Annotated in this window: 14 protein-coding genes; 8 read left to right on the top strand and 6 right to left on the bottom strand. The window is 69.9% G+C overall.

Annotated elements, in window-relative coordinates; genetic code table 11:
• Positions 1-9 precede the first annotated feature (9 nt).
• Together ACN26Z_RS19875 and ACN26Z_RS19870 are read right to left on the bottom strand one after the other, a co-directional pair.
• Complete coding sequence (locus ACN26Z_RS19875; RefSeq protein ID WP_421462748.1) at positions 10-1,206, bottom strand: NAD(P)/FAD-dependent oxidoreductase; 1,197 nt, start codon at positions 1,204-1,206, stop codon at positions 10-12.
• Between the two features lie 175 nt (positions 1,207-1,381).
• On the bottom strand, positions 1,382-2,620 hold the full coding sequence (locus ACN26Z_RS19870; protein ID WP_421462746.1) for a serine hydrolase domain-containing protein: 1,239 nt from the start codon (positions 2,618-2,620) through the stop codon (positions 1,382-1,384).
• A 279-nt stretch (positions 2,621-2,899) separates the two neighbouring features.
• On the opposite strand from ACN26Z_RS19870, the gene ACN26Z_RS19865 reads away from it, so the two are divergent.
• Entirely contained in the window at positions 2,900-3,046 is a 147-nt protein-coding gene (locus tag ACN26Z_RS19865) for a hypothetical protein (protein WP_210934774.1), read from the top strand.
• Positions 3,047-3,147: 101 nt separating this feature from the next.
• Here the strand turns inward: ACN26Z_RS19865 and ACN26Z_RS19860 are convergent, their stop codons facing one another.
• Together ACN26Z_RS19860 and ACN26Z_RS19855 are read right to left on the bottom strand one after the other, a co-directional pair.
• Positions 3,148-3,966, bottom strand: coding sequence for a class I SAM-dependent methyltransferase (locus ACN26Z_RS19860; RefSeq protein ID WP_421462743.1), 819 nt, complete (start codon positions 3,964-3,966; stop codon positions 3,148-3,150).
• Positions 3,967-4,119: 153 nt separating this feature from the next.
• Entirely contained in the window at positions 4,120-4,701 is a 582-nt protein-coding gene (locus ACN26Z_RS19855) for a helix-turn-helix domain-containing protein (RefSeq protein WP_170863565.1), read from the bottom strand.
• A 201-nt stretch (positions 4,702-4,902) separates the two neighbouring features.
• On the opposite strand from ACN26Z_RS19855, the gene ACN26Z_RS19850 reads away from it, so the two are divergent.
• Positions 4,903-6,510, top strand: coding sequence for an MFS transporter (locus ACN26Z_RS19850; RefSeq protein ID WP_421462741.1), 1,608 nt, complete (start codon positions 4,903-4,905; stop codon positions 6,508-6,510).
• Positions 6,511-6,622: 112 nt separating this feature from the next.
• Positions 6,623-7,264, top strand: a complete 642-nt coding sequence (locus ACN26Z_RS19845; RefSeq protein WP_282237997.1) for a GNAT family N-acetyltransferase — start codon at positions 6,623-6,625, stop codon at positions 7,262-7,264.
• Positions 7,265-7,348: 84 nt separating this feature from the next.
• Here the strand turns inward: ACN26Z_RS19845 and ACN26Z_RS19840 are convergent, their stop codons facing one another.
• The gene (locus tag ACN26Z_RS19840; protein WP_282237998.1) at positions 7,349-7,903 is read right to left on the bottom strand and encodes a hypothetical protein; all 555 of its coding nucleotides are present in this window, start codon (positions 7,901-7,903) and stop codon (positions 7,349-7,351) included.
• A 161-nt stretch (positions 7,904-8,064) separates the two neighbouring features.
• Between ACN26Z_RS19840 and coaD the strand changes: the two genes are divergently transcribed.
• The 4 genes from coaD (at position 8,065) to ACN26Z_RS19820 (ending at position 10,892) form a co-directional block, all read left to right on the top strand.
• Positions 8,065-8,523 (top strand): pantetheine-phosphate adenylyltransferase, encoded by a 459-nt coding sequence (gene coaD / locus ACN26Z_RS19835; protein ID WP_421462739.1) that lies wholly within the window; start codon positions 8,065-8,067, stop codon positions 8,521-8,523.
• Positions 8,524-8,612: 89 nt separating this feature from the next.
• Entirely contained in the window at positions 8,613-9,614 is a 1,002-nt protein-coding gene (locus tag ACN26Z_RS19830; protein WP_421462737.1) for an RNA polymerase subunit sigma-70, read from the top strand.
• Between the two features lie 65 nt (positions 9,615-9,679).
• Positions 9,680-10,201, top strand: a complete 522-nt coding sequence (locus ACN26Z_RS19825) for a hypothetical protein (RefSeq protein ID WP_282238001.1) — start codon at positions 9,680-9,682, stop codon at positions 10,199-10,201.
• A 94-nt stretch (positions 10,202-10,295) separates the two neighbouring features.
• The gene (locus ACN26Z_RS19820; protein WP_396885547.1) at positions 10,296-10,892 is read left to right on the top strand and encodes a GNAT family N-acetyltransferase; all 597 of its coding nucleotides are present in this window, start codon (positions 10,296-10,298) and stop codon (positions 10,890-10,892) included.
• A 47-nt stretch (positions 10,893-10,939) separates the two neighbouring features.
• Here the strand turns inward: ACN26Z_RS19820 and ACN26Z_RS19815 are convergent, their stop codons facing one another.
• Positions 10,940-11,563 (bottom strand): maleylpyruvate isomerase family mycothiol-dependent enzyme, encoded by a 624-nt coding sequence (locus ACN26Z_RS19815; protein ID WP_421462735.1) that lies wholly within the window; start codon positions 11,561-11,563, stop codon positions 10,940-10,942.
• 117 nt (positions 11,564-11,680) lie between these two features.
• On the opposite strand from ACN26Z_RS19815, the gene ACN26Z_RS19810 reads away from it, so the two are divergent.
• Entirely contained in the window at positions 11,681-12,655 is a 975-nt protein-coding gene (locus ACN26Z_RS19810; RefSeq protein ID WP_421462734.1) for a sigma-70 family RNA polymerase sigma factor, read from the top strand.
• The last annotated feature ends 26 nt before the right edge of the window (positions 12,656-12,681 follow it).

Raw genomic sequence — 12,681 nt, 5'->3', positions numbered from 1 at the left:
CTCGTCGCGCTACGCCGAGCGTTCGGCGGCAGCCCGTGCCGGGCCCGATTCCGCCTCCACCAGTTGGCGGCGCTTGTTGTTGCTGAGCCACCGGTGCGATCCGGGCTTGCGGGCCTCGTTCGTGAGGTGGGCAACGGCGAACCGGTAGGTGAGAGCCTTCAGTTTCGCGCCGAAGCGGCCGCCGACGTACATCCTGTTCGCGGTGTCGTCCCGGCCCGCCAATTGGTAGATGCCGGCATGGGTGCCCAAGCCGACACACATGGCACCGAAGAAGACACTCGCCGGCTCGGCGGGCGTACCCGCGATGCGCCGTAGCACCGTGTCCGCGGCGTGCGCGCCGAGGCAACTCGCCGTGTACGCGCTCATTCGGTACGGCACGCCCGACGGCGCCGCCGAGTCCCCGGCCGCGACGATGCGTTCGTCGTCGACGCTGGTCAGCGTCTCGTCGGTGATCAGGCGCCCGAGGGCGTCGGTCCGCAACCCGCTGCGCGTGGCCAGATCCGGCACCCCGAAGCCTGCGGTCCAGATGGTGATCGTGCTCGGCAGCGTACGACCGTCACCGAGCCGCACGGCGTCCCGCGTGACCTCGGTGACCTCGGTGCCGGGACCGGCCAGGACGTCCACGCCGATCCTGGTGAGTGACCTGGCGGCGGCGCGTCGGGCCCGTGGGTGCAGGTACGCGCCGAGCGTACCCCCGCAGACCAGACTGACCCGGTGCCCCCGCTCGGCCAACTCGGCGGCGGTCTCGATGCCGGTCGGCCCGGCGCCCACGACCGTCACCGGAGTCGCGGGGCCCTGGTCGTCGAGGATCGAGCGCAGCCGCTGCGCTGCCTCGAGGGTGGCCATCGGGTAGGCGAACTCGGCCGCGCCGGGAACGCGTGATTCGGCGCTCGCGCTGCCCGCCGCGTAGACGAGGTAGTCGTAGCCGAGTGTGCCGGCCCCCAGCAGAGTCACACTGCGCTGAGCCGCGTCGATTGCGGTGACGGTGTCCTGGATCAGCCGCACGTCTTCGGCCAGCACCTGCCGGTAGGGCACGACCGCATCGTGGACACCGGCGACCACGTGGTGCAGCCGGAGCCGGATGACGAAGTCCGGCCGCGGATTCACCACGGTCACGGTGACGTCGTCGCGCTGCATCAGGCGATTGGCCGCCATCACGCCGGCAAATCCGCCGCCGACCACTACCACCCTGGTGTTCCCTGCCATGTCTGACTCCCTTCGCGGACGGTTCAACCCCCGAGACACCGGCAGAGCCCCAGGTGTGACTGGCGTGGCTCACCTCACTTCCTGCCGCCGCCATCCCGACTGGTCGGCGGGTGGTGGAACGGCGTGATCCCCTGACGGGATCAACAGGCCGTCAGGGGATCACCGCGGAGTCGGGTCAGAGCGCCGCCACCGCCGCGTCGTCATTGCCCGGCATCCGGGTCACGCTGGGCAGCAGCGGATCGGTCACTGCCGATCGTCGGCTCGCCTCGTCGGTCGGGCAGATCGCGGTTTGCAGCAACGTGTACCAGGCAATGTCGATCGGGTGTGGATCGGGCAGGCCGATCTGGTAGTGGCTGAGGTTGATCCCGGAGGACACCTGGCGGGTGCCGTCGCGGCTGTGCATCGAGTACGTCAGGTGACCGATGACCGCGCCGTCATGCCCCCAGAACTCGCCGCACGGCGTGGGCAGTGAGTAGATGCCGAGCCCGTAGCTGCCGGCTTCGGGTTGCTCCGGCAGCATCGGCACCCCGGTGAGCATCTCGTCGAGGGTGGTCGGGCTGAGCAGGTCACCGCCGAGCAGCGCCCGGAAGAAGGTGTTCAGGTCTGCCGTGGTGGCGATCATCTCGCCGGCCGTCCATGCCCAGCTCATGTTGAACTCGCTGAGGTCGCGTACGCCGAAGGGGGCGAAGTAGGCACCACTGTGCGGGCCGCGGATCCTCGGGTCGACGCCGGGGAAGGATGTGCCGGTGAGCTTCAGCGGACGCAGGATGCGCCGCTGCACCTCGGCTGCCGCATCCTTGCCGGTGATCTTCTCGATCAGCAGTCCGGCCAGGACGTAGTTGGTGTTCGAGTAGCTGAACCGGGCGCCGGGAGCGTTTGTCGGCGGCATGGCCAGGCCGATGGTGACCAGGTCCGCCGGAGCGTACGTGGTGACCTGCATCTGGTTGATCGCCGCGTACGAGTCGAGCATGGCGTTGGTGTAGTTGCCGATGCCGCTGGTGTGGTTCAGCAGCATCCGGACGGTGACCTGGTCGCCGAGCTCACCCGGCACGACGTCGGGCAGCCACTGCCCGATCGGGTCGTCGAGGCCCAACCGGTCCTCGTCAACGAGTTGGAGCACGGTGGTGGCGACGAAGGTCTTGGTGATGCTGCCGATCCGGTGCCGCAGTTGCGGCTGCATCGGTCGAGGTCTGGTCAGGAACGCCTGGCCGGCGGCGTCACGCCAGTCGCGCCGGCCATCGCGCACGGCGACCAGGACGCCTGGGGCGCCGGCTTCGGGTACCGCGGCGAGTGCGTTGCGCAGTTCGGCGCGGTCCAGCCCGCCGGCGGTTGGCCCGGCTGGCGGACGCGGCTGCGCTGCGGCGGATGCGGGTACGACAGCGATCGCGGTTGCCAGCGCCACGCTGGACGCCACGATCTTTAGTGTCCGAAATGTACGTGACATACAGACATACTCACCGGGTCCGACCCTGGTCACATCCTGCTCAGGCGGGAGATCCGGCTCCCGCTGCGGTACGAAGGAGAGTCAACCGATCGACGCACGGCCGGGCTGTCGATGTTCGACTTTCCGGTTCGAGCGGCAACTCTCGGGGTGCGTCCTGCCGTCGTCATGCCCAGGCAGGCGGGGTTTGGCGACTGCGGCGACGGGGGTAGAGAGCGTCCGCTCGTCAGCCAACCCCCGAAGGAGACGGTCATGTCGGTGCAGGCGTTCCTCTATGTCGTCGCGGTCATCCTGCTCGTGCTCGCCGCGTTGCCCCTGCCTACCCGGGGCGTCTCGCTCGCGCTGCTCGGCGCGGCGTGCGCCCTGCTGGCCTACGCCTGGCCGGTGATCACCGGTTAGGAAGGACCAGTCGTGCTCGTCCGAGGAGCCCTGCCGTCGCTATGGCAGGGCTCCTGCCGTTGTCGCCGCCTGTGGTGCACGCAGCGGGTGCGGTGGTCGACTCACCGTGTCGGTCGGCGGGCGGCCCAGACGCTGCGCTCGGTTCGGACGGCGAGATCGCTGCGGCGCAGGATGCTGCGCTGGTTGTCGGTGTCCAGCAGCCGGTCGAGTGCGGCAAGATCCTCGGGGGCGAGGGCGTCGGCGACGCTGTGGCGGATGCGCTGGAGGCTGGTCTGGGCGTAGACGCCGACCCGCTTGTCGTTCGAGCCGTTGACCCGCACGGTCAGCCGGCGCTCAGCTTCGACTGTGAATCCGGCGGCGGTGAGCAGCGGCCCCCAGTCGGCGCCGCGGTGGGGAAGGTGCGCGGCGTGGACGCGGGCGCCGGCGGCGTGGCAGCGCTCTTCCAGACCGGGGCGGTCGTCCGGGGCGCTCTCGGGGAGGAATCGCGGGAAGCCGGCCAGCTCCACGACGGCGAACAGGCCGCCCGGGGGCAACAGGTCGTGGACCGCGCGCAGGACCTGGTCGGGGTGGGCCATGTGGTGCAGCGAAGCGGAGGCCCACACCAGGTCCGGGGTGCCGAGCTCGGGCCAGTCGGGCTCGTCGAGGTTGGCCTGGACGGTCCGCACCCGCTTCGTCTCACCTCGGCCGTACGCCTTGTCCCGCAGCCGCTGGAGGTGCCCGGCCGAGGAGTCGACAGCGGTCACGTGCGCCTCGGGGAAGCGGTCGAGGAGGGCGAAGGTTCCCGCTCCGGTGCCGCTGCCCAGATTCACGATCTGGCGCGGGGGAGTGTCGACAGGTAGCCAGGCCGTGATCTCGTGAGGTGCGCCGCGAGGACTTCCGCGTCCAGGTCGAGGATCTCCGCCTGTCCGGCATCGTGGCATGCGCGGTGGGCTGCGTGGGTCATACCCCGACGTTAAGACGGTCATGCGCACACGGCACGATCGCTTCCCGATTACGCAAGACGGTGGGCGAAGGAGTGGCCTGACACGCAAGAACGATCGTCTGCGCCGCGCCTGTGGTGGTGGGACGAGCCGTCACCGTCGCGGGTTCTCGTTCTCGCGCTGCTGGTGTCCGCGGCGGGCGTCGCGGTCGAAGATGCCCAGGATCTCGCAGGGGCGACCGTCGGCGCCGATGGCGTGCGGCAGCATGGTGGGGAACTCGGCGGCCTGGTTGGTCTCGAGGCGGAAACGCCGGTGGCCGAGCAGCAGGACCGCAGTGCCGGACAGGACCACGAGCCATTCGCGGCCAGGGTGGGCGCGCATGCGGGCCGGATTGTCCGGTGGCGGCTCGGTCATCCGTTGACGGACGACGGACATGCCCGGATCGGCCTTGATGGGCCAGCGCATCAACCCGTGGGCGCCATCGATCATCGGGCTGGTGACGATGTCGTCTGAGGCGGTCTCCACGAGCTGGTCCAGGGTGGTGTCGAGGGCGCGGGCGAGCGTGACGAGCTGGTCCAGGGCGAGGCGGCGCTGGCCGTTCTCGATGCGGCTGAGCGAGGACTGACTGAGCCGGGCCCGGGTGGCCAGTTCTTCCAGTGACCAGCCCTGGGCGACCCGCAGAGCGCGGATCCGTTTGCGTACGAGGCTGTCCAGGTCACCATCATCTTGCGTCATAGGCAACATTGTATGCCCCTAGGGCAGTGCGTGGTTAGCGTCGTGCGTACCAGGCCCGGACCATTCGGGCCGTTCGCAGAGGAAAAGACCGATGACCTTCGTACGGCGCACCCTACGCCGCACTCCGCAGGCCCTTGACCCGCTCCGGGGCGTGCCCTCGGTTCGCCGATCGCTACCGCGCCCCCTTGTCGGGAGGAATTCATGAGTACGTACCAGCCGGCGGAGCTGAGCACAGCGGCGCAGGACGGTGCTGTGGTCAGCGGAAGCGCGCCAGATGCCCGTCAGCTTCGCTTGATCCTGATCGCGGTCTCCGTCGCCCTGATGGCCGTGATCGCTTCCGTCTCGGGCCTGAACGTGGCCCAGACCCATCTCGCAGTCGACTTCGGCGCCGCACAGACCACCGTCCTCTGGATCATCAACAGCTACACCCTCACCCTGGCTGCGCTGCTGCTCCCGCTCGGTGCCCTGGGCGACCGGTTGGGTCGCAAACCCATGCTGATCGCCGGGCTGGTCGTGTTCGGTGCGGCAAGCGTCGCAGCGGGCCTTGCCCCGAACGCCGAGATCATGATCGCGGCACGGGTGCTCAGTGGTGTCAGCGCCGCGATGATCATGCCGATCACCCTGGCGGTGATCACCTCCACCTTCCCCGAGCGCGAACGCGGCAAGGCGATCGGCGTCTGGACGGGCGTCGCCGGTGGCGGTGGCATCCTCGGCATGTTTCTCTCCGCCCTGCTCGTCGACGTGGCCTCCTGGCGCTGGCTGTTCGTCCTGCCCGTCGCCCTGAGCATCGTGGCCCTGGCCATGGCGGTGCGGTCGGTGCCCAACTCCCGCGAGTTCTCCGCCCACCCCTTCGACCTCCTCGGCGCGCTGACCTCCAGCGTGGCCGTGGTGGGGCTCATCTACGTGCTGCACGAGGCACCGGAACGCGGCTGGAGCGACCGCGTCACCATGATCAGCCTCGTCGTCGGCCTGGCCGCACTCATCGCGTTCGTGACCTGGGAACTGTGGCGTCGGGACGCCTCGCTGTTGGACGTCCGCCTGTTCCGCGAGTGGGATCTGGCCGGTGGTTCGCTCACGCTCCTGGTCGTCTTCGGCGTCCAGGCAGGCATCGCCGTGGTCCTCTTTCCGTTCTTCCAGGCCGTGCTCGGCTGGTCGGGACTGCTGTCGACCCTCGCGATGATGCCCATGGCGGTACTGATGATGATCACGTCCGCGCTGGCCCCGCACCTTGCCGCCCGCATCGGCTCCCGATCCACCGTGGCCCTCGGTGTCGCTCTGGGTGGCGTCGGTCTGACCCTCATGGCCCTGGTCGTCTCCGTGGACGGCGGCTACCGCTCCGTCCTGCCCGGCATGCTCGCCATGGGCATCGGCATGGGCTTCTCGATGGCTCCCTCCACCGAGGCGATCACCAGCTCCCTGCCCGTTGCCAAGCAGGGTGTCGCCTCCGCCCTCAACGACATCACCCGTGAGTTCGGCACCGCGCTCGGCGTCGCCATGCTCGGCGCACTACTGTCCGCCGGCTACCGCGTTTCCATCGACGACAAGCTGCACGGCATTCCCGCCGACACCGCCAGTACCGCCCGTGAGGGTGTCGCCAACGCCCTGGACGTGGCCGGGGAATCCAGCTCCCACGGCCCGCAGGTGATCCACGCCGCGCAGCAGGCGTTCGTGGACGGGTGGCGACAGGCCATGGTGGTAGGCGCCGCCGTCATGGCTGTCATGTTCCTCGTCGTCCTGGCCGGCGGCCCCAAACGCCGCCCCGCACCACCGGCCGAGGTGACCGGAGGCACCGGGACCGTCCCGCGCTGACCACTGGTGCTGGTGGTGAGCTCGCGGACACCACGGTGACTGTCGAGCTGGCATGCTCTGGGAAGTGTCGGGACTGATCGGGGGAACCGCCGGGCGCCGGGAAGGGACCACCATGGGCACCGAGTTGGCCGACATCCTGGATGCGGCAGCCCAGGGGCACTTCCCGGCGCCGGACGGCGGCGTCACCGTGGTGCCACAGCCGAACAGTCGTGATGCCGGAGTGGTCGCCTTCACCGCCCACTCGGTGGTCTTCACCGACGAGGACCCGTTGTGGGTGCGCCGCATCCTCGCGTCGCTCGACTGCGACCCCCTGGCGGCCACGATGAATCCGGCCTTTCTGCACGCGCTGCTCGACCGCACCCGGCGCGCCATGGACACGATCGACCTCCTGACCGTGGCGAGCCCGCTGGCCGGTGAGCCTCCGCTGGACCTGACAGAGGTGACCAACGCGGATCATCCACGCCGGATCAGGGCCGGTAAACGCCGTGACGAGCTGCGCGTCTGGGCGGCCGACGGCGGAATCGTCATCCTCGGCCGCGGTGTGGCAGGCCGCTGGGAGACGGCGATCGAGGTCGACGAAGGCCATCGAAGCCGGGGCCTCGGGCGGGCACTGGCGACCGCCGCCCGGCACCTGGCGCCCGACGGCCAGCCTGTCTGGGCGCAGCAGGCCGCCGGCAACGCACGCAGCGTCCGCGCTTTCCAGGCGGCTGGCTTCCGGCCGGTGGGAGCCGAAGCGCTCCTGATCTGCACGTAGTGCGGTGTCCAGCAACGTTCGCAACGTTTCTGGACACCGCACTAGGCGACACCGAGCGCGGTGGTGCGGGTCGGGATGGACGCGTCAGCTCAACCTGAAGGCCACGTTGTCGACGTCGAAGGTCGTGACGCCGTTGCCGGCCGTCTCGCTGGCGAGGAAGCTGACCGTCGCGGCGCGTTCGGTCGTCGCGGTCCCGGACGACATGGTGTACTGCCGCCACTCTGCTCCTCCGTCGAAGGCCAGGGAGAACCGGGTCTTCGGGGGGATGCCGGTTACTGCCAGCCCGACGTTCAGGTAATCGCCACGGCGGGTTTCGGTGGTGGTGGTCCGGACCCAGAAGCGGACCGTCAGGTCGCAGTTGGCCGGAACCGTGACGGTGGTGCGCAGCAGGTCGGTGCGGGTGACGTCCAACCCGGCGAAGGTGGCGTACGCGCGGCCGGTGCGCGCTGGCCGGGTCGTGTCGCCGAGCACGACAATGCGGGGGCCGGCCTCCCAGCCGGTGGTGCCCCGCTCGAACCCGGGGTTGGGATGGATCTGCCCGGTGCAGGGCGGATCGGCTGCCGGCTGGCCGGCGGGTGCGCTGCCCGTGGTCAGGAGCAGCAGAGCCGCAGCGATTGTGGTGGTGACGAGGGCCTTCATCAGTTCTCCCCGAAGCAAGGCATTCGAGACGGTCAATCGACCATGCTTCACGGAGGTTGGCGCGTCAAGCCCGTCCCACCAGGGACAGCGGAGCCGGCAGCCTACAGTCGGACCATGAGCACCGACACCGGAATGCGGCTCCGATTGCCTCGGCCGCAGTCGTGACACCCGCAACGTCAGCAGGGTCAGGAGCGACAGCAGCCGCCGCCGGTCCCGTACGCGCCGTCTACCCCGGCAGCTTTCATCCCTTCACCGCCGGGCATATGAACGTGGTGCACCGTGCACGTGGCCTCTTCGACGAAGTGGTCGTGCTGGTCGCCGTCAACAGCGACAAGCGCCCAGGCGTCGACGACGAGGAGCGGGCCGCCGCCGTCCGGGCTGCCCTGCCGGTCGAGTGGACCTCTGTCACCGTGGTGGCCTGGAGCGGGTTGACCTCCGACTACTGCCGTAGCCATGACGTGGCGGTCATCGTGCGGGGCGTGCGGAACACCACCGACCTTCAGGCCGAGTACCGACTCGCCGCGATGAACCAGTCGCTCAGTGTCCCCACGGTGTTGCTGCCAGCGCAGCCCGAACTGACCAGGCTGTCCTCGACAGCGGTACGCACGCTGGGACGCTGACCCGCTTCGAAGATGCCGACCGACCCTGGTGATGAGTTGTCGCGCCCGCATCCGTCATACCTACGACGGGACACCGACGGAAGGATGACGTGATGGGTGCGAACACGCGGCCGAAGGAGCTGGGTGTGTGCGGGCTGGATGAGATCGACGAGTCGGAGTTCTCGGGGCTGGCGCAGCGGCACCGGCGCGAGCTGCACGTGCATTGCTACCGGATGCTCGGGTCGTTCGAGGATGCCGAGGACACCGTCCAGGAGACGTTCCTGCGTGCCTGGCGGCGGCGGGAGACCTTCGCGGGGCGCTCGTCGTTCCGGGCCTGGCTGTATCGGATCGCCACCAACGCCTGCCTGGATCTGCTGGCCAAGTGCCGCCCGGAACCGGCGACCGGCGGTGAGGTGCGGTGGTTGCAGCCCTACCCGGACCGGCTGCTCGACGAGCTGGCCGCGGCCGTCGCGGACGAGCCGGAGGTCGTCGCCGTCGCGCGGGAGACGATCGAGTTGGCGTACCTGGTCGCGGTCCAGCACCTGGCGCCGCGCCCGCGGGCGGTGCTGATCCTGCGGGACGTCCTCGGTTGGCCGGCGAAGGACGTCGCGGAACTGCTCGGCGACTCGGTCAACTCCGTGAACAGCGCGTTGCAGCGGGCCCGCGCGGGCATGCGGGAGCATCTGCCCGCTGAGCGGCAGGACTGGACCGGCGGCGAGGAGGACGCCGGGACACGGGAACTGGTGCGCCGCTACACCGACGCCAGCGTGGCCACGGACATCGACCGGCTCGCCGCACTGCTGCGCGACGACGTCCGCTGCTCGATGCCGCCCACCCCGGGCCTGCACGTCGGCCGCGACGCGGTGGTGACCGACTGGGTCGGCAGCGGCTTCGTGGGCATGACGGGCCTGCGTGCCGTCGAGACCCGGGTGAATCGGCAGCCCGCAGTCGCCTTCTACCACTGGCGGAAGCGCGAGGGCGCGTACCTGCCGCTGACGATCGACGTGCTGCGGGTCACCGGCGGGACGATCAGCGAGATCATCACCTTCCACGACGATCAGTTCCCGAGGCTCGGGCTACCGGAACGTCTGCCGGCCGACGGCACCGACTGAACACTCGACCGCACCGGACCGGCCGCAGGTTTCGCTGACCGTCGCATCCGGGTAGCGCAGGGCGCATGAACCGCAATCTCGCGAAGGGGCTGCAGGTTGCGTGGGGTCTGCCGGAGTTTCGCAGTGGGTTGCGACATCTCATCGATCTCGACGAGGTGTCGGTGCTGCTGGCCACGCTCTCCGGTCCGGAACATGACCGCGGGGTGGAACGCAGCGTGTTGACGCTGCTGCGGTCCGGCCTGGACGCGGTCGAGGTTCGTGAGGCGGTGTTGCTGCTGCTGGAGCGGGACGAGGTACGCCGGCCGCTCGTCGCCGCGGTGGGGCCACTTGTGGACCGGCCGGGTCAGGCTGCGGCCATCGCCTCGGCGGCCGAGGATCCGGTGGTGCGACGTGAGGTGCGGGCGGTGCTGGACAGTGCCCGGGTGCGCGAGCTGATCTGGCTGGCGATCGACAACCAGGTCAGCCACGACCGGCTCGGACTGATCCGGCGGGCGGCGCTGCTGTTCGTACGGCACTCGAGCGTACGGCGTCTTGCCTGGGCGCTGCGCCGACACGGCGTGCTGCGCGAGCTACGTCGCAGGCCGTGACCCACGACGATCGCCGGGCGGTCGACCGGCGCGACGGCGTCGACCCGATAAATCGGAGGCGTCGCGGCGGTGTACGTCGCTAGCGTGCCACCTCGTGGGCAGCACGAACCTCCGAACCGAGCGTCTTGAGCTTCGTCCCGTGCGGGACGAGGACATCGACCGCATCCTGGAGTACCGCAACCTGCCGGAGGTCACCCGCTGGCTGGTGCGCACCGAGGTCGACCCGGCGTCCTTCCGGGCGGCGTGGCAGCGCGCGGCGAAGGATCCTGACGACCACAGCAGGGCGGTGGTGCTCGGCGGCGTGGTGATCGGGACCGTCTCGCTCGACGTGATCGACGGCATGGGGCAGCCCGGCATGCCGGCGCGGACCGAAGCCGAGCTCGGCTACATCTTCGACCCGGCGTACGGCGGCCAGGGTTACGCGACCGAGGCGGTCACCGCGATGGTGGCGTACGCGTTCGACCGGCTGGGCGTGCGACGGATCACCGCCGGCTGCTTCGCGGACAACCTGGCCTCGGTGCGGATCCTCGAGAAGGTCGGCATGCGTCGTGAGCAGCACGGTGTCGGTGACTCCTGGCACGCCGAGCTGGGCTGGGTGGACGGCTACACGTACGCCCTGCTCGCCGAGACCTGGCGGCAGATGTCGGGGTCAGGGGCGGCGGAGGTACCTCGACCAGCGCGGAGTCGGTGACCCGACCGGGCCGGGCCGAGCTATCCACGCTCGGCCCAGCCGGCGAATCATCGGGTGAACCGGTTGGCGGCCTCACCTTCCAGATGGCCTGGTGGGAGGCGGCGTCCGCAGATCACGAGCAGGAGATCCTGGGCCAGCCCGCGTACCGGCGTTCCGCTGCCGTGGCACCAGTCGAGGTCGGTTGCCCGCAGCGCCACCCCGGCCAGGTCGGTGCCGAAGAACGCGATGTTCCTGGGTGCCAGCCCAGCGAGGACCATAGCCATGCGGTCCGGCGGAATCCGCCGGCCCAACCCGAGGCTGACGGTGATGTCGAGCCCGTGGATGACGTCGTGGGACAGAGCTCCGAGCGCACCACCGCCCGGCGGTCTCCAGGGATGGGCGACGTTGTCGCGGAGCGTCGCCAGGAGTTCTGCGCTGGTCATGCGCGCCGCGTCACGTCGTGCGCACCGGTCGGCCATCCGGTTGAAACTGCCGCCTGACTTCACCAGCTCCACGAACGTCCGGCCGAGCGAGGTGCGGAACGGCATCGTCGTGTGGGCGACGACCTCGCGGACCCGCCAGCCGTCGCACAGGGTCGGCGCGTCCCACTGGTCTGGTCGGAGGGTGGCGAGCAGGTCCACCTGTTCGCTCCGTTCCGCGGTCACCGCCGCCCGGATGTCTTCTTCAGTCACTGTCAGCCCTTCATCGTCGTGGTACGTCGTCGGAGGGACGTGCTGCATGACATACGGACGAGGCGCGGCGAACTCATCGGTCAGCCCGTGTCGTTCCCGATGCGTAGGGTCGGGAGGATGTTCGAGACGTCGACCGACGAGGTTGCCGAGCTGGAGCGGTTCCGGACGGAACTCACCGGCTACTGCTACCGGATGCTCGGCTCCGGTTTCGAGGCCGAGGACGCGGTGCAGGAGACGCTGGTGCGGGCGTGGCGGTCCTACGACCGTTACGACGAGCGACGAGCATCGCTGCGCACCTGGCTGTACCGCATCGCCACGAACGTCTGCCTCGACATGCTCCGCAGCGCGCAGCGTCGGGTTCTGGCCATGGACCTGGGCCCCGCTACCCAGGCCGGAGCTTCCCTCGGCCCGCCGGTGGCGGACCAGCGGTGGATCCATCCGATTCCGGACGGCCGTGCCCTACCGTCGACCGACAGCCCGGAGGAACTGGCCGTCCAACGCGAGACCATCCGGCTGGCGTTCGTCGCCGTGCTCCAACACCTGCCGCCCCGGCAACGCGCCGTACTGATCCTGCGCGACGTGTTGTGCTGGCCGGTGGGGGAGGTGGCACAGCTGCTGGAGACCACTGTGGCCGCGGTGAACAGCTCGCTGCAACGGGCCCGGGCGACGCTGCGGGCGAACGAACCCACACCCAGCGATCCGTGGCGGCCCGCCGACCCGGCCCACCGGGATCTGCTCGACCGCTACTGCACCGCGTTCGAACGGCACGACATCGCCACGCTGGTGTCGCTGCTGCACCAGGACGCCACGATGTCGATGCCGCCCTTCGCGTGGTGGCTGCGTGGCCGGGACGAGATCCGTCTGGCGTTGCAGGACCCGCAGGCGTCGTGCGCGGGCGCTCGGCTGTGGCCGGTGCGGGCGAACGGATCACCGGCGTTCTGGCAGACGCGCCCCGACCCGGCCGGGGACCATCGGCCGTTCGCGCTCGTGCTGCTCGATGTGACCGACGATCTGATCACCGGCATCGTCACGTACCTCGACGCCGACCGGCTGGTGCCGCTGTTCGGGATTCCGCAGCCGGCCCGGTGGTAGGGCGGTTCCGTCGTTCGGCGGGCGGT

The organism is Verrucosispora sp. WMMD703 (assembly GCF_049178935.1).
Classification (GTDB): Bacteria; Actinomycetota; Actinomycetes; order Mycobacteriales; family Micromonosporaceae; genus Micromonospora; species Micromonospora sediminimaris.
Note: the sequence above shows the minus strand (reverse complement) of the source record. Positions and strands in the feature narration are given on the sequence as shown.